A 22154-nucleotide genomic window follows, 5' to 3' on the forward strand; every position below is an offset into this window, starting at 1 on the left:
GCTTCTCAAAATTCAGATTTCTAAGGCCTATATAGGCGAAACTGCGGCAATTTGCCAAGGTGTCGCAGAATAAACATTGGTCGAATTGCGACCTCCCCCGCACACTTCGCCGTGAAATTCATCGAAAAACGCCCAAATGTCGTCGGGCTATTCATTTTTCTTCGAAAATTTTTCAAGTGTTACCAGAGTGTTACCGGCAGTTTAGGTAATTTTTAAAGCTGTGGCGCTAGTCTCACACTCGATTAGGTCCTTGAGTGTTGTGTAGAGAGTACAATGACCGATCTGGTAAGACCGCGTATAAAGTATGTAATTGGTCCCGATGGCAGCCCGCTGACCATTGCGGACCTTCCCCCCGCCAATACAAGGCGCTGGGTCATCCGCCGCAAGGCCGAAGTTGTCGCTGCAGTTCGCGGCGGACTTCTGAGCCTTGAGGAGGCATGCCAGCGTTACACATTGACGGTGGAAGAGTTCCTTGGCTGGCAGTCCTCGATCGATGAGCATGGTCTCGCCGGTCTCCGGACGACCAGAATTCAGCAATATCGGCACTGATGGATCGTGTCGGGTTGAACAGTCGTTCAATCATTCGACCGATTCAGCCCATTGATCTGACAAATTGAAAACCGGCCCTCGGGGCCGGTTTTTGTTTGCGCAATTCATTCCTATGTTGAAAACTATATGTGTTCACACTGGAGGATGGCATGAGCGGAAATATCGACATTCGCAAGGAAGACAGTTCCGATGGCGGGCGCTATGTGGCGTCGCTGGATGGCAGCGAAGCCGAAATGACCTACACCAAGCTGGGGCCTTCGCTCATTTCCGTCGATCATACCCGCGTGCCGGAGGCCATGCGCGGCAAGGGTGCCGCACAGGCACTGGCCAAGAACGCCATTCTCGATGCCCGCCGCAATGGCTGGAAAATCATTCCGAAATGCAGCTTCATGCATGCCCAGGCGACCCGTCACCCCGACTGGTCGGATGTGATTACCAACGGCTGATACAGCCCGGCAAATAAGGGAAGCCCCGGCGAGACGCATCTGCCGGTGTTTCCAAATCATACTTTGATCGGGGTTCAGGCTTTGGGCAATTCCTGAATGCGGCTGGCGAGGCTCTTTGAACCAGCCTTGCCGTTCTTCGCGCCTTTGCCGCCCGCCGCCGTTTCCGCGGCTTGCAGAATGCCGTGGATAAGCGAGTCGGGACCTTCCTTTTCAGCGGTAGCAGCAACCACACGCGCAGCAAGCTCCGCCATTTCCTCGCGAAGCGCCGCATTCTGCCGCATGATTTCCGCTTGATCCTGATCGGACAGCACATGAGCCACCGCACCGCCGCGCGAAAAACGCTCCAGCTTTTCCTGTGCGTCGGACAGTTCGGAAATCAGCTTTTCCAGCTTCTGTTGCAAATCGCCGCTCCGGCGTTTCTCGCTCTTCAATTCGGTCTGCGCCGAGGTGAGCTGCGTTGAAAGCTCATTATAGCGGGCAGTTGCTTCCTTACGGTCACGGCGCATTTCGGTCATCTCGTTCGACAAGCGGCCACGTTCGGCCTCATGAGCGCTTATCTCGATACGCAGCGTATCCGCAAGTCCTTCCAGCGCGGTGTAATGGCTTTGAATGCGTTCAAGCTCGGCTTGCAGGATTTGGGATTTTTCCGACGCCGTCTCCTGCAGCGACTTGGCCTCCGACAAAGCCTGATCCTGATCCGCTAGTTTCTTCTCAATCGCGGACTGACTTTCCTCGAGCAAGGGAATGCGCTTCAGCTCTTCATATTGACGCCCAAGCGCGACCGCCTGCTCGGCAGCCTTCTGGCGTTCCCGCTTCAATTGCTGCTCCAGCTTGCTGATGGCCACGGCATATTCCGCGCGCAAACCGTCCTTATCAGCCCGGATTTCGGCAAGCGTGATCGGCAGCTCGGCCTGAACCTGCCGTCGCGCCAGAAAGAAAGCGCGCCGCCAGACCGATGGTCCGAGCAGGATCAGGACGAAAACCGTCACAAGAACGCCAAGCAGGAAGAAAAGTGCCGACTGGATCAAGGTTTCACACGAAGTTGAGCTTTTTGCAGCCAAACAGAACCATCAAAGATGGTAGCGCATAGGTCTGGAATGCGCAAAAGGCATTCTTGCACCGAAACATTCCAGGTGCAGAACAGCCTTCGCGCAACCAAGGATTCACAATGGCCTAGAACGGGTTCCAGGTCGGGGCAGCGGAAACCTTCAGATAGCCGATATTCACGCCAAGCCTTGCACCGACACCGGTGCGGATCGGTACGAGCATGATGTTCTGGCGCTTCAGCACGTTGAACCCGACGCCTGCGACCACATAAGCCGAACCGGCGACGCCCGCATAACGGCCATAGAGGTTCTGGATATCGTCCAGATTATAGACGAGCATCATAACGCGTGAGCCCTGACCGCCGAAATCCCAGCCGAGTGAAGGGCCTTGCCAGTAGGTCTTATGGTCACCGGCATTCTTCGTATAAAGCGTGCCTTCGCCATAGGTCAGGCCGCCGATGAAAGCGCCGGAGCCTTCTTCGCCAAGAACATAGCCGTTCGGCAGGCCGAAGCTCTGGAACGCTTTCTCGACGGCGCTGGCAAGTCCGCCCGAAGCCGAGCCGAAAAACCGATGACCGGAATCGACGATTTCCTCGGCGGAATAGGTGTTTTGCGCCCGTGCCTGATGCGGCAGAGCGAGGATGGAAACAATCAGTGCCGCAAGAAACGCGATAAAATACGCCGCATTGCGGAACCTGGTTTGCGACAGGGATGGTATGGCCATATTTAATTCCTTCTGGCTACCGCTTCTCTGTCTGACGCCCTGTTAAAAGCACGACGCCGCCTCTTCCGGGCTTTCGCGTCGAATCGCGCCTATTGTAAGCGCGAATTTATTGTCCAAACCTTTATGCGCCGAAATTGGCGTTACAAAGGCGAAAAGCCGCCTGTTCCTGCCGATGAGCAGACCCGTATGCACAATCTCAAAAAAGACAGCTTTGTTGCGGCTTTCGGGTGTGGCGTGTATCCAGTTAAACCGACATTCGGGGCGATTCGCCCACCCTCATGCCGCGCGTCAGACGACAGCTCTTACGTGCGGTTTCGTTAACCGATCAGGACGCGACCGTCCGGCCGAAGCGCCGCGGAGCCGGGTCCATCCGCGTTCCGGAGAAAGCGCCATGCCACTACCCGTTACCCTTTCCGCTCTCGACCTCGGTGCGCTTCTGTGCAGCAGGATCTGTCATGACATCATCTCGCCGGTCGGCGCGATCAATAACGGTCTTGAACTGCTGGAAGAAGGCGGCGCGGATGAAGATGCGATGGGGCTGATCAAGTCGAGCGCACGCAATGCCTCGGCTCGTCTCCAGTTTGCCCGCATCGCCTTTGGCGCCGCCGGTTCGGCAGGCGTGCAGATCGACACGGGCGACGCGCAAACCGTCGCCACAGAATATTTCAAAAACGAGAAGCCGGAACTGACCTGGGAAGGCACCCGCGTGCTTCTGCCCAAGAATAAGGTCAAGCTGCTGCTCAACATGCTTCTGATCGCCAATGGCGCAATCCCGCGTGGCGGCTCGCTGGCCGTGCGTCTGGAAGGCGGCGATACCGAGCCGCGCTTTGTGATCACGGTGAAGGGCCGTATGCTGCGCGTACCGCCGAAATTCCTGGAGCTGCATTCCGGCAGCACCCCGGAAGAGCCGATCGACGCGCATTCCGTCCAGCCTTATTATACGCTGCTGCTCGCCGAAGAAGCCGGCATGACGATTTCCATTCACGCGACGGCAGAAGATATCGTATTCTCCGCCGAATAAACGATTTGGAGCGCGGGTTCGCCCGCGCTCCCTCTAGCGTTGCGACAGCAGGCCAATATTTGGCTGAGTGTTTCGGTAGCTTTCGTTGCCGTTATGGGGGAAAGTTGATGGGAGACGAAGCAATGGTCGGCTATTGCCTGCTGGTTGACGATTCATCCGTCATCCGCAAGGTCGCGCGCCGTATCCTGTCCGATTCCATCGCAGAATTTGCCGAAGTCTCCACCGGCCATGACGCGCTCGACAGTTGCGCGTCGCGCATGCCGGATATAGTCCTCCTCGACTTCGACCTGCCGGACATGACCGCTCTTGAAGTCATCCCGGAACTGCGCGCCCTGCCCGATGGCCAGCATCCGCGCATTATCGTTTGCCTCTACGAGCTCGACGTCACGCGCATCATGCGCGCCAAACGCTCCGGCGCGGATGGCTATATATTGAAGCCCTTCGACCGCGCCTATCTCACCGAGCAATTCGCCGCCCTGATGAGCGCCGAACAACAGAAGCGCCCGCGCCCAATGGTTAGCGAAACACCACGATAAGACGGCGGGATACTCTAGGACCAAAGCAAAAAGCCCCGCCGAAGCGGAGCTTTCATTCAATGACCGTATTGTTCCGACCGATCAGGCGCTTTCGCGCAGTTCAGCATCGGGCTCGCGCAGCACATAGCCGCGGCCCCAGACAGTTTCAATGTAGCTCTGGCTGCCGGAAACCGCATCAAGCTTCTTACGCAGCTTGCAGATGAAGACGTCGATGATCTTCAGTTCCGGCTCGTCCATACCGCCATAAAGGTGGTTGAGGAACATTTCCTTGGTGAGCGTCGTACCCTTGCGCAAGCTCAGAAGCTCGAGCATCTGATATTCCTTGCCCGTCAGGTGAACGCGCTGGCCGGAAACTTCCACCGTCTTGGCGTCCAGATTAACGATCAGATCACCCGTGGTGATGACCGACTGTGCATGGCCCTTCGAGCGACGAACGATCGCATGAATACGCGCAATCAGCTCATCCTTATGGAAAGGCTTGGTCATGTAGTCGTCAGCGCCGAAGCCAAGGCCGCGAACCTTGTCCTCAATGCCGGCCATGCCGGAGAGGATCAGGATCGGCGTCTTCACCTTGGAAAGGCGCAACGTACGAAGAACTTCGTAACCAGACATATCCGGCAGATTCAAATCCAGCAGGATTATGTCGTAATCATAAAGCTTGCCGAGATCGATGCCTTCCTCGCCCAGATCGGTCGTGTAGACATTGAAACTCTCGGACTTGAGCATCAGCTCAATGCTCTGTGCGATAGCACTGTCGTCTTCAATCAAAAGGACGCGCATCTCTTATCCCCTTTCCGCAGCCGACCAGATGTCCCTCAAGGCGGCACACGGAACCGTCGTTGCCTCTGTATGAAGGTGCCAGCAAATGGTTAACAAAATATGATTCTGGTTGGCAAGCATATTTATGCCCTGTTTAGAAAATTCTTATAGCGATTTGAATCATAAAGAGATTCACGTCTCTCTGACTCTAAAGCATCGCTTTAAGAATCTTCGCTAAGCGATTCATTCGACTCTAGCTTTCACCTGTTGCTCAAAAAGCACATTAGGTTTACCGAGCCTTAAGTCCTAACGCGTATGATTAACCTCGCCGGTAAAGGAATGGTTACCAAACGAGCAAAATCTTAACTTTTTGTTTCGTTGTAAACGGTGATTTCTGACAACGGTCGCGACGCTTTCCCCCTGCAGGGGCTGGATTCGCGGGGGATTCGCGGTGTGAACGGACGTTTTTTGTTTATTCACACCTGTTAATAAAGCCCAATCAGATCGACTTGAAATGAAGTCGATACGATTGTGCTTCAAGTCCGGGGGGAACGCCCCAACACATGGAAGCTGGTTGGTGTTCAAGGAGTATTGCGTATGAAGCCACGTGAAAGCCTGGTGAGGCTTAAACTGTTCCAGGTGAAGGAAAAGCGCCGTCAGCTGGGCCAGCTTGACCTGATGATCGGCGAGTTCGAGCGAATGGCGGGAGAACTCGACGCTCAGATTCTGTCGGAAGAAAAGAAGGCTGGCATCACCGATATCAATCATTTTGCCTATCCGACCTTCGCCAAGGCTGCACGCCAGCGGCGTGACAACCTGTTCGGTTCGATCGGCGATCTGATGTCGCAGAAGGAAGCAGCCGAGGCAGAACTGGCCGTGGCCGAGATCGAACTCTCCAAGGCGGAAGCGCTGGAAGAGCGCGACGGCGGCAAGGCGCCGCGCGAAGTCGTCGAGCGCCCGGCCAATCAGCGTCGTGCAATGATCGGCTGATCGAGGGCAAACGATTGCGATTTTCAAGGCACTGCTCTTCTTTGCAAGGGCGGTGCCTTGTCGTCTGCGCGTAAGCCGGCCCCATCCGGTGCAGGCGACACAAAAACTTGGTTTGCATCCCGCCTCACCCGCATGTAGGGAAGACGTGCAATGCAAAAATCCGCCCCGTCCGGGCTTGAACCAGCCCCAAGCAAATTCAACTTCAGCAAGACGCCCAGGCCGGTCCAATGGGGCCTGCTTCTGGTGGTGTCAGCAATCCTGATTTTTGCAGGCGAACTTCTGCATCTTCCGGCAGCATTGTTGCTGGGCGCAATGATCGGCGGCATTGTGATGGCGGCTGGCGAGAGCACCGTGCGCGTTCACAACCAGCTTTCGACACTTGCGCAGGCGGTGGTTGGCCTGCTGATTGCCCGCGCCATCACGCCTGAATTCTTCTCCAATATGGGCCGACACCTGCCGATCATCCTGATCTCGATGCTCTTCGTGCTGTTTGCCAGCACATTGATCGGCTATCTCCTGGCGCGGTTCCGCGTTTTGCCGGGAACCACCGCCGTGTGGGGTTCATCGCCGGGTGCTGCTACCGCTATGACGCTGATGGCGGAATCCTTCGGCGCGGATGCGCGCCTCGTCGCCTTCATGCAATATCTGCGCGTCGTGCTGGTTGCGACCACGGCGTCGCTCGTGGTGCGCCTTGGTGCTGGCGTAGAAATGGCGGAGCCCGCCGCCGTGGACTGGTTCCCGCCGCTCAACCCGTCCAGCCTTGGCGCAACGCTGCTTCTCGTTGTTGCTGGTGCGTTTCTGGGGCAGATCTCGCACATTCCGACGGGTGCCATGCTGGTGCCGCTTGTGCTGGGCGCAATCCTGCAAGACACCGGCATCATGACCATCGACCTGCCGCCATGGCTACTGGCGATCAGCTATACGCTGATTGGCTGGCGCATCGGGCTTGGCTTCTCGCGTGCGATCATCGCCCATGCGGCGCGCGCCTTTCCCGCCGTGCTGGCTTCGACGCTGATCCTGATCGCCGTCTGCGGCCTGTTCGGCATGGCCCTTGGCCATATGCTCGATCTCGATCCCCTCACCGCTTACCTCGCGACCAGCCCCGGCGGTGCGGACACCGTGGCCATTATCGCCGCATCGACCAGTGTCGACCTGCCCTTCATCATCGCCATGCAGACGAGCCGCTTCTTCGTGGTGCTTTTTGCGGGACCGGCGATTGCCCGCTTCGTCGCCAAACGTGTCGAGAGACGGCTGGAAAAAACTGGCAAATAAAAAACCCGGCTTTCGCCGCGCTTTTCTTCAACTGAACTGACCAGATCAGGCCTTCTTGCCGTGGAAACCACGGATGGCGGCGATGATCTTGTCCTGATCGGCTTCCGACAAATAGGGATGCATCGGCAGGCTCAGAATGCGCGATGGCAGCGCTTCCGAAACCGGTAGACCGCCCGGCGCAACCGGATAGTGCTTATAGGCCGTCTGCTGATGCAGGGGCTTCACATAATAGATCACCGACGGCACCCCATCAGCCTGAAGATGCGCCTTCAGCCCGTCGCGGTTTTCGCTTTCGATCGAATACTGCGCCCAGGCGGAGCGGTTACCGGCAGGCAAGGCCGGAACCTTCACCACATCCTTCAGCGCTTCGTTGTAACGCTTGGCGATACGGTCGCGCGCTTCCATTTCGTCTTCAAGGATCGCAAGCTTTTCCAGAAGAACCGCGGCCTGGATCGTGTCGAGGCGCGAGTTGAGACCGATGCGCACATTGTCGTACTGGGTCTCACCCTTGCCGTGGAACAGCACCGAACGCAGCGTATCCGCAAGCTCGGCATCGTTGGTGAACATCGCGCCGCCGTCGCCATAGCAACCGAGCGGCTTGGCCGGGTAGAAACTGGTCGCGCCGACATGGCCAAATGCGCCGCACATGACGTTGTCGCGCTTGCCGCCGATGGACTGCGCCGCATCTTCGATGATGAAAAGGCCTTCGCGCTCGGCAATGGCTGTGATGCGGTTATAGTCGGCGGCAAGGCCGAACAGATCGACCGGAATGATTGCCTTGGGCTGCAGGCGGCCTTCTTTGCGGATAGCGGCGATGGCGGCTTCAAGCTGTTCGACATTCATGTTGTAGCTGTTGGCGTCGACATCGACGAAAACCGGCTCTGCGCCGACCAGCGCGACAACTTCCGCCGTCGCGGCGAAGGTGAAGGACGGGACGAAAACGGCATCGCCGGGGCCGATGCCGCGTGCCATCAGCGGCATCTGCAGGGCGTCGGTGCCATTGGCGCAGGCGATCACATGTTCGACGCCCAGATATTCACCGAGCTTCTTCTCGAACTCAGCCACTTCAGGTCCAAGAATATAACGGCCTTCCGCAACAACCTTGGAAATGGCGGCATTGAGACGGTCTTCGATACGCGCGCGCTGCGCTCCAAGATCAATAAACTGCATGTTGGCTCCATAGAGTTGGCCTCGCACGAACCACGTGCGAATCCTTGGCACCTGTTTATTCGCTTGCGCCCCGCCCTGCTATGGCCGGGGCGTTCAAAGTTTTGCGAATGCTGTAACACCGCTTGACGAAACGTAAAGCACCGTCCGCGAACATCTTATTTGCTGTGCTGCACCGAACCTTCGGTCAATATCCGCAGGACACTGATGGCTTCCTTGCCGTCGGTCCGCGGGGTTTCGCGGGTTTCGATGCAATGCAGGAAATGCTGCAACTCGCGTGTGAGCGGCATGCCTTCCTCAACCGGTATATAGATCGGCTCTGCCGACTTGAAAGCCCACTGATCGTTTTCACGCCAGACTTCATGCTTGTAGAAGGCAAGCTTGCGGTCCCACGGCTCACCGTCGTCGAAAACGGCCATGCCCTTGGTGCCGGTCACGCTGAGGCGACGTTCACGATAGGCATTGAGCCGCGAGGCAAAAAGATGCCCGCGAATGCCGCTTGGAAACTCCAGGTGCACATGCGCAAAGTCGTTCAGATGGTCGATGATGGCCGTGCCTTCGCCGCGAATGGCGCTTGGCTCTTCGCCGGTGATGGCGAGAATCATCGACAGATCGTGCGGCGCCAGATCCCATAGTGCATCGAACTGCGCGTGGAATTTGCCGAGACCGACGCGATGCGAATGAACATAGCGGATCTCGCCGAGTTCACCGCTCTTGACCATGTCGAGAAGCTTTTCGAAAGCCGGATGAAACCGCAGAACATGTCCGACCATGAAGATGCGGCCATTTTCGCGCGCGGCTTCCACTTCGGCTTCCGCCGAAGGGACATCGAGCGCAATGGGTTTCTCGACGAGAACATCCTTGCCGTTCTTAATAGCTTCGGTCGCATATTGCGCATGGAACTGCGCAGGCAGGGCCAGAACGATGCCGTCGACGTCTGGACGGGTGAACAATTCATCGACCGGAACATTGGGAACGCCGAATTCGGAAGCGAATCGTTCGGCATTTGCCGGATTGGCGTCGGAGACCGCCTGAAGGACGCCGAGGCTCTTCAGGGTACGAATGTGGTTGCCGCCCCAATAGCCGCAACCCAAAACCGCAATACGAGGTGCCATGAAACTATGCCTTTGCTTATGCACAGTTCCTTATCGGTGCAAATGATGGAAAACAAGACGAAACCTGTGCGAAGAGTGCTTGACAGGGTTTCATTCCCCACATATACCGCCGCCATTCCTTGCAGGAACAATGCTTTGTCCCACCGGAAACGGCGACGATGATCATTCTGCAAAGCGACGCGTGGCGGAGTAGCTCAGTAGGTTAGAGCAGAGGAATCATAATCCTTGTGTCGGGGGTTCGAATCCCTCCTCCGCTACCATTCTTCCAGTTCAGCACTCAATATAAATTGATCGTAGCGATTACTCGCTGGGTTCTGGCGCTATGCCCTGATCGAAGATAAAGGCCGGACCGACAACGCGCACCTTTCTGTCAGTCAATGGCGCAAAGGCGGCTGTGGCGACCGGATCAACCGTATCGGTATTTCGCGCAGGGCGATTATTCGGCATCGGCATCACCACATTGCGCATGGCTCTCGCGGACCGATTGCTGGCACGCAGCTCGCTCACCTTGGCGACATAGCCGGCCCAGTCACATTTCTTGAAATCCCGGCTTTCGTGATAATTATAGGCCGTCGGCAGATCGGCATAGGATTTGCCGCTGGTGGTGGAAACCATATCCGCCGTTTCACCGTTCGGGTCGCTCAACACGTAAAGATCGACGTTGTCATTCTGGCAGATGAAGCGGCATTGAGCCAGCGTTTCCAGGGTGCTGTCTGCTTTGTCGAATTGCGAATGCGGCGCCGGGAACAGATAGCCATCGGAAAGCCGCACGCAATAGGTGAGTCCGCCTTTGCCGCCCCATGGTCTGGTCTTGTCCGCCCCAGCCAATGCACCATTCGCGGTCGCCCCTTTGGGCCGTTCCAGCTTGGCGGTTTGTGTTGCAGACGAGGCATCGGAACACGCCCGCGACGCAAGCCCGGCTGAAATCTGCCGCTGCACTTCTGCAATCCGCACCGACAAGTCGCGGCATGCATTGAACAATCCACCGCCGCCATCGCCCTTGCAACCACGCCCGCGCTCCATGGCGCGCAGGGCGGACAGTTGCCTTTGTGCTGCCAGATCGGCAGCGCTGGGAGCGCCCGTACAAGCCGCCGTGGCCAGTTGCGGGTAGCTCAGAAGACCTGTCAGAAAAAGCAGGATGTATAATTTTGTCACGATACTAACCTCAGCCGGGGATGACTTGAGACATGCTATCGGGGTTACACAAGATGCACCGGCACTTCGATTGCAGGAGGCGAATGTGTTGCATTCAACACCTCGTCCGGGTCCATTTCCGACAGGAGTGCAGCAAGCGCCAGACGCAGATAAAGGGGGGTATCTGGACGATTGATTGCCTTGAGCGCGATGCGCGATATGCCGAGCGCGTAGGCCAGTTCCTGTTCGGAGGTCTTCAGCGATGCACAAATCTTCGCGAGTTTGTCATAAGCCCGTCTGCCCATTGACGTTTTCCCTCTCCTTCAAAATGTATGGCGGCGCCGTCAGCCGCCAAGAGAACGCGTTCGATCTGATGGGAACCAGATCCGCGCCCTAGCTGTTTGTTTTGACGCACATCGCATCCGCAATCCGTGTCACAGTTTTCGGGATGTGCTCTGAATTCACCATTTTACGTTCAGTCCGATATTGCCTTCCCAGACCCGCGTTCGCTCTCCTCCAAGATTGGTTGTGTAGTCGGCAGTTGCAAAAAGGCTGGCCTTTTCGGTGATATCGACCGTCACCCCGCCGCCGACCTCAAGTAATGTTCCTTTCAAATTGGTGACAATTGGTTCTGGGCCGAAGGATACGGTTTGGTCCGATGAAAAATTCTGCCATAGATTGGCCTTCAGATAGGGCCGCAGCCTGCCAAGTGAAGTCTCTTCCGCACCCTGCAACCGTATGCCGATACGACCAGTCCAGGCATTGTCGGAATCGAACGTCACCGTGGAATAGCGGTCAGCCTGATCATCCAGCGAAAGATGCTGCCAGATCAGCTGGGCCTGAGGTTCCAGCGTCCAGTTGCCGCCGAGCATCACCGGGTAGCCGCCTTCGAGCGAGGCCGTTACACCCTGGCCGCCAAGGTCGATGCTCTGCTGCGCGATGGAACTCGCGCTGCCGTCGAACCATGTCCCCATCACAACGGCATCGAGATACCAGCCCTGAGGGCCGATATGAGTCCAGTAGCCGCCGAAACTCGTGCCAGTGACGTCAAGATCGCCGACCGCAAGATCGTTCCAGCCGAGCGCCTGCCCGGTAACATCGCCCGTGGCGCGCGCATAGCCAAAGAACAAACCGACGCGGTCGAAATGGCCCCCGGCCGATTCATAACCGAACAGATCCTGCCCGGCCTGCACGCCAAGCAGACTGCCATCCACCCCCGGCGCAACCGTGCCTTTCCACTGCATGTCGATGTCCTGCCCGAACAGCCGCACCCAGCTTGACGGCAGATAGCCGCCGCTTTCAAGCAGGTCCTGCTCGCCCCGGCGCTCATGGAATGTGCCAAGCGTGGACAGCGCCAGATGATGCGCGACCGGCGGCAGGGCCGAATAGACCGGCACTTCTTCACGATAAAGATTGACGACATCGCCTTCGACAGGCGTCGCTTCCTCTGAAGGCGGTGCCGCGCCTTCGGTCGGAAGCGGCACGAGAGGCGAAAGAAGCGTCGAAACTGGCTGAATTCCCTGCACGATTGACGAGCGCAAATACCAGTTTTCGCCGGTATTGGCTGAGACGCCGCCCTTGAACAGGTAGTATTTGTAAGCTCCCGCGGTGAGAGGCTCATTCAGTGCAAAGGAGCCGGTTGCGGTCTTCGCGCCATTGACCGCCTGTACGACCATGATGCCGTCGGCAACAGTCTTGCCACCTGCGCCACCCACATTGTTCACCCCAATGGCTGTGCTGCCGGAAGCTGTGCCGCTATCGATCACCAGCTTGTCCGATGGCGAACTGTCGCCCGCCAGAACCGTATCAATGAGCACGAGACCGTTCTGTCCGGTATAATTGCCGATAATCGTGATGCTGTCGGTTGTGCTGGAGCCGCCATTCGTCAGGTCGATGCGGCCTGCATTGACCACGTTGACCAATTGGCCCGTCGTGAAAGGCACGATGCTTGATTGCGCCGAACCGCCCAGTATTGTGCTGGTCGCATCAAGATTGAGCGTGCCCGTGCCGGTTCCGCTGTCGCCCAGCGTAAACGGTGCATTGAAAGTCAGGCGCGTATTGTTGGTAAGATTGACGGTTTCCCAACTGTCGAAACGGCTGACAGAACCTGCCGCAACATTGTCGAATGTCAGGCTGTCGCTCCCGGTGCCGCCGGTGATGCGCGGTGTTGCGCCAATATTGGCGTCGGTCAGATTGGCCAGCATTGCAACGTCATCGTCGCCCCCGAGGTCGACAAAGCCATTCACGACGCCGCCGCCGTTCCAGGTGAACAGATCGTTGCCGACGCTCATGAGAACATTGCCGCCAATCGTGCCGCCTGTGATCGTCACACTGTCTGCGCCGCCGCTGACGCTGATATTGCCGCCGATGCTGCCGTTGGAAATGATAATCGTATCGGTATCGAAACCCGTCACCAGATTGCGGTCGATCACGCCGCCCGACATATTGAAGTAGTTTTTGTCGAGCTTCATATCGACACGACCGATACGCCCGCCCGTCATGACGGCATAATCACCATCTTCGAAGGCATCGACAATCTGCCCGCCAGACATGAAAAACGTATCGCGTGCGTCGCCCTGATTAAGAGACCCGATCTGGCCGCCGGTCATCTGGAAATCATCGATACCCGCGCCCTGCTGGACGTTGCCCGTTACCGTACCGCCAGAAATGATAAAGGCATCGGCGCCACTTCCCTGATCGACACTTCCAACGATCGACCCCGAATGCACTTCGATACGATCTGTCCCTGCACCGAAGATCACATCGCCGTTGACCGTACCGCTGCCGCTTCTGGGCAGCAGAAGCGTGTTGTTGCCGCTCGTATCGGTCAGACCGCCCGCAGATGTACCGCTGTCGCAGATGAAAATATCATCGCCCACAGTTGGTGAAAACGAACACGCGGCATGCGCATTTCCAGATTGCAGAAGCACGACGCCGACTGTGAATAGCGCCGTCGTGGATAGCAACAGGGTGGCCGAAACCCTGCCAACATCTGAATGCATCGAAACCCCTCAGTTCAATTGCATTAAAGTCCCCACGACATTAAAAAACGAATTTATTTGTTGGGCAATACTTAAATCTACAGTAGATAAATTCAAATCAATATAAAAGATAAACAAACATTAGAAGATACGATTTAACAACATGAAACTTATTGATTTCATTTACTAAATATCGTTGCCCCCTCAATTTACCATGGCGTTATTTCACTCTGAACACGACAAAATAACCGTTACAGATCAACATCGAGACGCGCGCGCTACCCTTAGAGCCGGCATGAGCCAGCTGGATTCGAGCAAAACGCGTCACGGAAAGCCTAATGAGACATTCGCCGCGCCGGTTGAATTACTGGCCAGCCGCTTCATATAGTTAATAGGAAGCATCATCCGGTGGGATCGCGGGAGGAAAACCATGGAACAATTTACCGGTGGCTGCCTGTGTGGCGATGTCCGGCTTGTCGCCACGGGACGTCCCTATCGGGTCGGCCTCTGCCACTGTCTAGATTGCCGCAAGCATCACGGCACGCTTTTTCTCGCCTCCGCGATGTTCCCGCAGGATGCCGTCACAATCGATGGCGAAACGCGCGACTATGCCGGACGGCATTTCTGTCCGCGCTGCGGTTCCTCGGTTTTTTCCCGTTCCGATGACGAGATAGAGGTGCATCTGGGATCGCTTGACGCTCCCGACCAGCTGGTGCCGACCTACGAATTATGGACGATCCGCCGCGAAAGCTGGTTGCCGCCATTTCCACTTAAAAAGCATTATGAGCGCGACCGCGAAAATGAGAGCCGTTTCGAGGAGTAGCGCCAGGATGCGGCAAAGCTATACTACAGTTGCAAATTCGTCAGGCCGTAGCGAAACGAGTGATTTTCGAGCACCGAAGCGGAGCGTACTTTTGGGTACGTGAGCACCGGCGCGCAGGAAATTGCTCGTTGCAGCCCGGCATGGCGAAGAATGCAATTGTAGTGATACGCTGGATAAACGCGAGGCAAGCGCCTATATCCGGCAGGAACAACCCGGAAAGCTCGCCATGACTCTGCTCATCAACCAGCCCCATCCCTCCATTGATTCCACATCCATTCAGGAGCTGGTGGCGACATTTTACGGACGGGCGCGGGAAGACAAGCTGCTGGGGCCGATCTTTGCGGAAGCCGTGCACGACTGGGATCACCATATCGCGCAGATTGCGCAATTCTGGTCATCGGTGATCTTGAAGACCGGCGGTTATGACGGGCGGCCCATGCCGCCGCATCTCAAGCTCAATTTGAAGGGCGACCATTTCGACCGGTGGCTTGCCTTGTTCGAGCAAACCGCACGCGAGATTTATCCTGCGGAAGCGGCGATCATTTTCATCGATCGCTCGCGGCGCATTGCCGACAGTTTTGAGATGGCCATTGCAACGCAAGCGGGGCGTATCGCCGCCCCGCGTCATGCGCGCCGTCCGCTCTGATTGATCAGCCTGATCAGGCGGCAGGTTTCGACTTGTCCGCCGCCAGCTGCTTTTCGTGACGCAACAGCATGCCGAAGAGATCGCGCGGCTCATCCGGATCGGCCAGAAGGTCGAGCTGCTCATAAAGGCCCGTATCCTTGAGCTTGTCACGCACATAGCGCAATGCCGAAAAGTCTTCCGTGGCAAAACCGACGGAATCGAACAGCGTGATCTGGCGCGCGTCCTTGCGGCCTTGCGCCTTGCCGGCGATGACTTCCCACAGCTCATTGACCGGATAGTCTTCGGGCAGTTGCTGGATTTCACCTTCAATGCGGGTCTGCGGCGGATATTCGACGAAAATGTCGGAACGGCGCAGAATGTCCCCGTGCAATTCGGTCTTGCCCGGGCAATCGCCACCAACCGCATTGATATGAACGCCCGCGCCAACCGTATTGTCGGTCAGGATGGTGGCATTGGCCTTGTCGGCGGTCACGGTCGTGATGATATCGGCGCCCTCGACCACTTCTTCCACCGACTTGCAGGCGACAATGTCAAAGCCAGCATGGGCGAGATTGCGCATGCATTTCGCGGTCGCTTCCGGGTCGAGATCGTAAAGGCGAAGCTTGTCCACGCCAATCAGCGCCTTGAACGCCATGGCCTGGAATTCGCTCTGCGCGCCATTGCCGATGATCGCCATGGTGCGGGCATTCTTCGGCGCCAGATATTTGGCGGCAACGGCGGACGTGGCAGCCGTGCGCAGCGCCGTCAGAATGGTCATTTCGGTCAGCAGCATCGGATAGCCGCTGCCGACATCGGCCAGAACGCCGAAAGCCGTGACGGTCTGAAGCCCCTCACGCGTGTTCTTCGGATGGCCGTTGACATATTTGAAGCCATAGAGCGTACCGTCGCTCGTCGGCATCAGCTCGATCACGCCTTCGCGGGAGTGGGACGCGACACGCGGCGTCTTGTCGAAATTTTCCCAGCGGCGAAAATCCTCTTCCACATAATCGGCCAGTTCCTTCAGGAACGTCTCGACGCCGATGGAAAGCACCAGCTTCATCATGTTGTCGACACTGACGAAGGGGACGATGTTGAGGTTCGGCTGGGTCATTCAAATTCTCCTTAAACACGCTCCGAAAGACTGACACGACCTTCGGAACGCATTGCGTATTGATACAATGATCGGAGCGTCATTCTGTTGCGTCGGACCGCATAACGGCCCAAGCAGGCAGGTGACACGCCCTTAATAGCTGATCGTCGGACGATCCATGACGCTGCGGCCCAGAAGGCTCGCCATCAGGTCGACCATGACGGTGGCCGTACGGCCGCGCTCATCCAGGAACGGGTTCAGCTCGACCAGATCGAGGCTCGTCACCAGGCCGCTGTCATGCAGCATTTCCATGATGAGATGCGCCTCACGGAAGGTCGCGCCGCCCGGAACGGTGGTGCCGACAGCGGGTGCGACCGATGGATCGAGAAAATCGACGTCGAGGCTCACATGCAGCAGGCCGTCTTCCGCTTTCACGCGGTCGAGGAAACGGCGCAGCAGGGCGGCCACGCCATGCTCGTCAATCATGCGCATGTCGAAAACCGAAACCTTGGTCTTCTGGATGGCCAGACGTTCCGCCGGGTCGACGCTGCGGATACCCATCATGCAGACATTGTGCGGATCGATGGCTGCTTCAAGCTTCGGGAAATAGCCGTCAAAGCCCTTCTGGCCGGTGTAATAGGCGACCGGCGTGCCATGCAGATTGCCGCTGGTTGTCGTTTCCAGCGTGTGAAAATCCGTATGCGCATCGAGCCAGAGCACGAACTGCTTGCGGCCCTTTGCGACGGCGCGCCGCGCAATGCCCGGAACCGTTCCGGCAGCCAGAAGATGGTCGCCGCCGAGGAAAATCGGAAAGCCCTCTTCGCTTTCGCGGAAAGCCGCCTCGCTGATCGCGTCGATCCAGGCGACAGCGCTAGGCAGCGCCTTGATCGCATGGTTTGGATGGTCCTGCGGGGCCTTTGCAGCCTGAGCGGCGCTTGGAACCAGATTGCCGAGGTCCGTAAAACCGTGACCCAGCTCGCGGATGGCATCCGCAATTCCCGCAGCACGGTAGGAATCGGGACCCATATTGCAGCCTGCGCGGCCAGTGCCTTCCTGAACGGGTAATCCCAAAATCTTGCAATGCATTAAACAGGGTTCCTTCTGAATTATTGTCATAAGATTCATCATTTTTATTTGGCGATGTGAACCAACCGGATTGGCAATTTTATCGGTTTGGTTTATCAGAATGTCGGATTGGCTTTTCAAAATGGAGAAACTATGGACGATCTGGATGAAAAGCTTATTACGCTTTTGCGCCATAACGGCCGCCGCAGCATTTCCGACATTGCGATAGACCTTGGCGTTTCCCGCGCAACGATCCGTGCGCGCATGGAGCGGCTGGAACGTTCCGGCGATATTCTGGGCTATACGGTCATTCTGCGCTCGGACGCCGTGGACCTGCCGGTGCGCGGCATCATGATGATCGAAATCGAGGGCCATGTCGCCGACCGTGTGGTCAAGGCGTTAGGCGGCTTCTCGGAAATTTCCGCCATCCACACCACCAACGGTCGTTTCGATCTGGTGGTGGAGCTGGGTGCGGCCACCCTCGCCGACTTCGATGCGGTGCTGCGTCGTATCCGCCTTGTGCCCGGCATCAAGGCCAGCGAAACCAATCTGCTGCTGGCCACGCCGCGTTCAACGCGGGCGCGGCTCTGATCATTTTAAATGTGAAAAAGCCCGGTCTCGCGACCGGACTTTTTTGTTTTCAGGGTTAGCGCTACAGTTGCAAATTCGTCATGCCGTGGCGAAACGAGTGATTTTCGAGCACCGGAGCGGAGCGTACTTTGGGGTACGTGAGCACCGGCGCGCAGGTAATTGCTCGTTGCAGCCCGGTATGGCGAAGAATGCAACTGTAGTGTTAGGCGAGCGCCGGATAATCCGTGTAACCCTTGGCGCCGCCGCCATACAAATGCTGCTGATCCAGCTCGTTGAGCGGTGCATTCTCTTTCAGACGACGCACGAGGTCCGGATTGGAGATGAACGGCTTGCCGAAAGCCACCAGATCGGCGCGGCCGCTCGTGATTTCTTCCTCGGCCAGCTCGCGGTCATAGCCGTTATTGACCATCCAGGCGGCATCACCGCCAGCGTCGCGATAGACCTGCTTCAGATGCGCATAGTCGAAAGGCTGCGGACCCTGCTGGAAGTCGCGCGGACCGCCCGTCGCGCCCTCAATGATATGCACATAGGCAAGGCCGTAAGCGGCAAGCTTGTCGATGACATAATCGAACAAAGGCTGCGGATCGGAATCCGAGGCGTCATTGGCGGGCGTGACCGGTGAAAGGCGGATACCGACCCTGCCTGCATCGACAGTCTTGGTGATCGCATCGACCACTTCGAACAGGAAGCGGGCGCGGTTTTCAATCGAGCCGCCATATTCGTCGGTGCGGTGATTGCTGCCCGAGCGCAGGAACTGGTCGATCAGATAGCCATTGGCCGCATGAATTTCGACACCGTCGAAACCGGCAACGTCAATCGCATCCTTGGCGGCCTTGGCATAGGTGGCCACGATGTCTGCAATCTCGCTCTTTTCCAGCGCGCGCGGCTCGGAGGTCGGTGCGAATTCGCCCGTGCCGTCAGGATGAACCAGATAGGTCTTCGACTTGGCAATGATTGCCGAAGGTGCAACCGGCTTGCCGCCATTGGGCTGCAAGCTGTTGTGGGAAATACGACCCACATGCCACATCTGCACGACGATCTTGCCGCCAGCGGTATGCACGGCATCGGTTACGCGCTTCCAGCCAGCGAGCTGTTCGGCCGAATAAAGGCCGGGAACATCGGCATAGCCCTGTCCCTGATGGCTGATCGGCGTTGCCTCGGTGATGATGAGGCCGGCACTTGCGCGCTGCTCATAATAGGTGACATTGAGATCGTTGGGCACGGCGCGCGGCGAGCGATTGCGCGTCAGCGGCGCCATTACGACGCGATTGGCAAGCTTCAGATCACCCACGGTGACAGGATCGAACAGTGTGGCCATAGTGCATTTCCTTCATGTTGGAAAATTGGTGCAAGTTGGAAAAGTTGGTCAAAGATCGGATAGCGTCGCAATGAAGGCGGCAATCGCCTCTTCGTCGCGTTTGTACAAAGTCCATTGGCCGATGCGATGGGGCGTGATCAGCCCCGCCTTTGTCAGCACGGACAGATGGGCTGAAACGGTGGATTGGGACAGACCGCACCGTTCGAACTGGCCCGCGCACACGCCTATCTCCAAGGGCATGTGCTGAGCGGAGAAATGTTTCTCGGGCTCTTTAAGCCAGCTCAAAATGTCGAGACGCACGGGATGGCTAAGCGCCTTCAGCACCTCATCCAGCGGTACTGGCAAGGAGGCCTGCTGCTCCAGCGATTGAACTTCCGACACTGCAATCACCTCGCTGATCCAACGCATATCGTCATTTCACGATATAGATATCGTTCAAACCCGATTTAAAAAGGTGCACCGTGTTCACATCGGCGTGAACGGCCAATCTCCCGCCTTTCCTGTGGAACATCGATACCGCCTTGATTGCGCCGAACGGACATCCGACTATGTTCGCTGCAAATATTTGGGATTGGAATGACGATGGCGGACGACAGCAAGCGCATTGCCGGAATTATCGCGGCGGAAATCAACGCAAAGCCGGAGCAGGCGCTGGCCGCCATCGGCCTTCTGGATGAAGGCGCGACCGTGCCCTTCGTCGCGCGCTACCGCAAGGAAGTCACCGGCGGGCTCGACGACACCCAACTGCGTCAGTTGTCCGAACGCCTCGCTTATCTGCGTGAACTGGAAGCGCGCCGCAGCTCCATTCTGGAATCGATCCGCAGCCAGGAAAAGCTGACACCCGAACTGGAATTGAAGATCGCCAATGTCCAGACCAAGGCCGAGCTGGAAGATCTTTATCTGCCCTATAAGCCAAAGCGCCGCACCCGTGCGGAAATCGCCCGTGAGCGCGGGCTTGGGCCTCTGGCCGAGGCAATCCTCGCCGACCGCAGCCTTGTGCCCGCCGAGATTGCTGTCTCCTATGTCACCGGCGAAATCGCCGATGTGAAAGCAGCGCTCGATGGCGCACGCGACATCATCGCCGAAGGCTTTGCGGAAAATGCCGAGCTGATCGGCAATCTGCGTAACTATCTGAAGGACCGTGCCGTGCTGCGCTCGCGTGTCGTTGACGGCAAGCAGGAAGCAGGCGCAAAGTTCTCGGATTATTTCGATCATTCCGAACGCTGGGCCACCGTCGCCGGTCACCGTGCGCTGGCCATGCTGCGCGGTCGCAACGAGGATTTCCTGTCGCTCGACATTGAAATCGACGCCGACGACACCTCTCCGGTAAAACCGGTCGAGCGCAAGATCGCCGCCGCCTATGCGATTGGCGGCACGCTGCCGGGCGACCGCTGGCTGATGGAAGTGGCTGGCTGGGCATGGCGCGTGAAACTTTCGCTCTCACTGTCTCTCGACCTGATGCGCGACCTGCGCGAGCGAGCCGAAGAAGAAGCGATCAATGTTTTCGCCCGCAATCTGAAAGACCTGTTGCTGGCCGCTCCCGCAGGCTCCCGCGCCACGATGGGCCTCGATCCGGGCATCCGCACCGGCGTCAAGGTGGCGGTGGTCGATGGCACGGGCAAGCTGCTCGACACCACCACCGTTTACCCCTTCCCGCCGAAAAACGACGTGCGCGGCACGCAGGCTGAATTGGCGAGTCTCGTCCGCAAACACAGAATAGAGCTGATCGCCATTGGCAACGGCACCGGCAGCCGCGAGACGGAACGTCTTGTCGTGGACATGCTGTCGGACATGCCAGCGCCAAAACCGCTGAAGGTCATTGTTTCGGAAGCGGGCGCTTCGGTCTATTCGGCATCGGAAGCTGCCGCCTCGGAATTCCCGCAGCTCGACGTTTCGCTGCGCGGTGCCGTATCGATTGCGCGCCGCCTGCAGGACCCGCTGGCCGAGCTCGTCAAGATCGAGCCGAAATCCATCGGCGTCGGCCAGTATCAGCATGACGTCGATCAGTTACGCCTTGCCCGCGCGCTCGACGCTGTGGTGGAAGACGCGGTGAATGCGGTTGGCGTCGATCTCAACACGGCTTCCGCCTCGCTGCTTGCCCGCGTGTCGGGCCTTGGCACATCGATTGCAGAGGCCATTGTGGCGCATCGCGATGCTGCCGGCGCATTCAAAAACCGCAAGGAACTGCTCAAAGTCGCCCGCCTCGGCAACCGCACTTTCGAACAATGCGCGGGCTTCCTGCGCATTCCGAACGGCACCGAACCGCTCGACGCTTCATCCGTTCACCCGGAAGCCTATGGCGTGGCGAAAAAGATCGTTGCCGCCTGCGGTCGCGATGTGCGCTCGCTGATGGGCGACAGCGTGGCGCTGAAAGCGCTTGATCCTCGTGTTTTTGTGGACGAACGCTTCGGCCTGCCGACCGTGCGCGATATCATTGCCGAGCTGGACAAGCCGGGCCGCGATCCGCGACCGGAATTCAAGACCGCAACCTTTGCGGATGGTATTGACGACATCAAGGACCTGAAACCCGGCATGATGCTGGAAGGCACCGTGACCAACGTGGCCGCATTCGGCGCTTTCGTGGATATCGGCGTGCATCAGGATGGTCTCGTCCATGTCTCGCAGCTCGCGGACCGCTTCATCAAGGACCCGCATGAAGTGGTGAAAGCAGGCGACGTGGTGAAGGTGCGCGTGGTGGAAGTGGATGTTCCGCGCAAGCGCATCGGCCTTTCCATGCGCAAGGATGGTGGCGAAGCCCCTGCCCCGCGCAACAATGCCCAGCGCGATCCAAGGCCTGCCAAAAACTTCACGCCGCCGCGCAAGCAGGAACAGCCATCGACCGGCGGTTTTGGCGCAGCTTTGCTGGAAGCGATGAAGAAGAAGTGACGACAAAGGGCGGCTT

At 57.7% G+C, this 22154-nt stretch carries 22 protein-coding genes and 1 tRNA gene; 11 read left to right on the forward strand and 12 right to left on the reverse strand.

The window, feature by feature from the left end; genetic code table 11:
- Positions 1 to 273: 273 nt before the first annotated feature.
- Together JAU75_RS15565 and JAU75_RS15570 are read left to right on the forward strand one after the other, a co-directional pair.
- A complete protein-coding gene (locus JAU75_RS15565; RefSeq protein ID WP_010659559.1) occupies positions 274 to 549 on the forward strand; it encodes a DUF1153 domain-containing protein in 276 nt (91 codons plus the stop codon).
- Positions 550 to 698: 149 nt separating this feature from the next.
- On the forward strand, positions 699 to 995 hold the full coding sequence (locus JAU75_RS15570; RefSeq protein ID WP_199057402.1) for a GNAT family N-acetyltransferase: 297 nt from the start codon (positions 699 to 701) through the stop codon (positions 993 to 995).
- A 74-nt stretch (positions 996 to 1069) separates the two neighbouring features.
- Here JAU75_RS15570 and JAU75_RS15575 read toward each other — a convergent pair whose 3' ends face one another.
- On the reverse strand, positions 1070 to 1999 hold the full coding sequence (locus tag JAU75_RS15575) for a hypothetical protein (protein ID WP_199057475.1): 930 nt from the start codon (positions 1997 to 1999) through the stop codon (positions 1070 to 1072).
- 169 nt (positions 2000 to 2168) lie between these two features.
- A complete protein-coding gene (locus JAU75_RS15580) occupies positions 2169 to 2765 on the reverse strand; it encodes a DUF1134 domain-containing protein (protein WP_199057403.1) in 597 nt (198 codons plus the stop codon).
- Positions 2766 to 3156: 391 nt separating this feature from the next.
- Between JAU75_RS15580 and chpT the strand changes: the two genes are divergently transcribed.
- Together chpT and JAU75_RS15590 are read left to right on the forward strand one after the other, a co-directional pair.
- Positions 3157 to 3786, forward strand: a complete 630-nt coding sequence (gene chpT / locus JAU75_RS15585; RefSeq protein WP_199057404.1) for a histidine phosphotransferase ChpT — start codon at positions 3157 to 3159, stop codon at positions 3784 to 3786.
- A 107-nt stretch (positions 3787 to 3893) separates the two neighbouring features.
- Positions 3894 to 4322: a response regulator gene (locus JAU75_RS15590; RefSeq protein WP_199057405.1), complete on the forward strand. Its 429-nt coding sequence runs from the start codon at positions 3894 to 3896 to the stop codon at positions 4320 to 4322.
- An 81-nt stretch (positions 4323 to 4403) separates the two neighbouring features.
- Here JAU75_RS15590 and ctrA read toward each other — a convergent pair whose 3' ends face one another.
- Positions 4404 to 5102 carry a response regulator transcription factor CtrA gene (ctrA, locus tag JAU75_RS15595; RefSeq protein WP_078338799.1) on the reverse strand — a complete coding sequence of 233 codons (699 nt, stop codon included), beginning with the start codon at positions 5100 to 5102 and terminating at the stop codon, positions 4404 to 4406.
- A 576-nt stretch (positions 5103 to 5678) separates the two neighbouring features.
- Between ctrA and JAU75_RS15600 the strand changes: the two genes are divergently transcribed.
- Together JAU75_RS15600 and JAU75_RS15605 are read left to right on the forward strand one after the other, a co-directional pair.
- Entirely contained in the window at positions 5679 to 6071 is a 393-nt protein-coding gene (locus JAU75_RS15600; protein ID WP_078338800.1) for a flagellar export protein FliJ, read from the forward strand.
- Positions 6072 to 6221: 150 nt separating this feature from the next.
- Entirely contained in the window at positions 6222 to 7343 is a 1122-nt protein-coding gene (locus tag JAU75_RS15605) for an AbrB family transcriptional regulator (protein WP_199057406.1), read from the forward strand.
- Positions 7344 to 7388: 45 nt separating this feature from the next.
- Here the strand turns inward: JAU75_RS15605 and JAU75_RS15610 are convergent, their stop codons facing one another.
- Both JAU75_RS15610 and JAU75_RS15615 read right to left on the reverse strand, forming a co-directional pair.
- Complete coding sequence (locus tag JAU75_RS15610) at positions 7389 to 8513, reverse strand: DegT/DnrJ/EryC1/StrS aminotransferase family protein (protein ID WP_199057407.1); 1125 nt, start codon at positions 8511 to 8513, stop codon at positions 7389 to 7391.
- Between the two features lie 155 nt (positions 8514 to 8668).
- Complete coding sequence (locus JAU75_RS15615; RefSeq protein ID WP_199057408.1) at positions 8669 to 9625, reverse strand: Gfo/Idh/MocA family protein; 957 nt, start codon at positions 9623 to 9625, stop codon at positions 8669 to 8671.
- A 183-nt stretch (positions 9626 to 9808) separates the two neighbouring features.
- Here JAU75_RS15615 and JAU75_RS15620 point away from each other — a divergent pair.
- Positions 9809 to 9885, forward strand: a tRNA-Met gene (locus JAU75_RS15620).
- Positions 9886 to 9925: 40 nt separating this feature from the next.
- Here JAU75_RS15620 and JAU75_RS15625 read toward each other — a convergent pair.
- From JAU75_RS15625 to JAU75_RS15635, 3 genes are all read right to left on the reverse strand, one after another.
- Complete coding sequence (locus JAU75_RS15625) at positions 9926 to 10780, reverse strand: DUF2865 domain-containing protein (RefSeq protein WP_371836186.1); 855 nt, start codon at positions 10778 to 10780, stop codon at positions 9926 to 9928.
- Positions 10781 to 10824: 44 nt separating this feature from the next.
- The gene (locus JAU75_RS15630; protein WP_199057409.1) at positions 10825 to 11064 is read right to left on the reverse strand and encodes a hypothetical protein; all 240 of its coding nucleotides are present in this window, start codon (positions 11062 to 11064) and stop codon (positions 10825 to 10827) included.
- A 156-nt stretch (positions 11065 to 11220) separates the two neighbouring features.
- Positions 11221 to 13761, reverse strand: coding sequence for an autotransporter outer membrane beta-barrel domain-containing protein (locus tag JAU75_RS15635; protein WP_199057410.1), 2541 nt, complete (start codon positions 13759 to 13761; stop codon positions 11221 to 11223).
- 409 nt (positions 13762 to 14170) lie between these two features.
- Between JAU75_RS15635 and JAU75_RS15640 the strand changes: the two genes are divergently transcribed.
- Complete coding sequence (locus JAU75_RS15640; protein ID WP_199057411.1) at positions 14171 to 14563, forward strand: GFA family protein; 393 nt, start codon at positions 14171 to 14173, stop codon at positions 14561 to 14563.
- A gap of 226 nt (positions 14564 to 14789) precedes the next feature.
- The gene (locus JAU75_RS15645) at positions 14790 to 15209 is read left to right on the forward strand and encodes a group III truncated hemoglobin (protein ID WP_199057412.1); all 420 of its coding nucleotides are present in this window, start codon (positions 14790 to 14792) and stop codon (positions 15207 to 15209) included.
- 13 nt (positions 15210 to 15222) lie between these two features.
- Here JAU75_RS15645 and JAU75_RS15650 read toward each other — a convergent pair whose 3' ends face one another.
- Both JAU75_RS15650 and rocF read right to left on the reverse strand, forming a co-directional pair.
- A complete protein-coding gene (locus tag JAU75_RS15650) occupies positions 15223 to 16299 on the reverse strand; it encodes an ornithine cyclodeaminase (protein WP_199057413.1) in 1077 nt (358 codons plus the stop codon).
- Between the two features lie 132 nt (positions 16300 to 16431).
- Entirely contained in the window at positions 16432 to 17364 is a 933-nt protein-coding gene (gene rocF, locus JAU75_RS15655) for an arginase (RefSeq protein ID WP_199057414.1), read from the reverse strand.
- A gap of 132 nt (positions 17365 to 17496) precedes the next feature.
- On the opposite strand from rocF, the gene JAU75_RS15660 reads away from it, so the two are divergent.
- A complete protein-coding gene (locus JAU75_RS15660) occupies positions 17497 to 17934 on the forward strand; it encodes an Lrp/AsnC family transcriptional regulator (RefSeq protein ID WP_199057415.1) in 438 nt (145 codons plus the stop codon).
- A 202-nt stretch (positions 17935 to 18136) separates the two neighbouring features.
- Here JAU75_RS15660 and JAU75_RS15665 read toward each other — a convergent pair whose 3' ends face one another.
- The gene (locus JAU75_RS15665) at positions 18137 to 19252 is read right to left on the reverse strand and encodes an alkene reductase (RefSeq protein ID WP_199057416.1); all 1116 of its coding nucleotides are present in this window, start codon (positions 19250 to 19252) and stop codon (positions 18137 to 18139) included.
- Positions 19253 to 19300: 48 nt separating this feature from the next.
- Positions 19301 to 19642, reverse strand: coding sequence for an ArsR/SmtB family transcription factor (locus JAU75_RS15670; protein ID WP_371836190.1), 342 nt, complete (start codon positions 19640 to 19642; stop codon positions 19301 to 19303).
- A gap of 192 nt (positions 19643 to 19834) precedes the next feature.
- Here JAU75_RS15670 and JAU75_RS15675 point away from each other — a divergent pair, with 192 nt between their 5' ends.
- The gene (locus JAU75_RS15675) at positions 19835 to 22138 is read left to right on the forward strand and encodes a Tex family protein (RefSeq protein WP_199057418.1); all 2304 of its coding nucleotides are present in this window, start codon (positions 19835 to 19837) and stop codon (positions 22136 to 22138) included.
- The last annotated feature ends 16 nt before the right edge of the window (positions 22139 to 22154 follow it).

It is taken from the genome of Ochrobactrum sp. Q0168 (assembly GCF_016427605.1).
Taxonomy (GTDB): Bacteria; Pseudomonadota; Alphaproteobacteria; order Rhizobiales; family Rhizobiaceae; genus Brucella.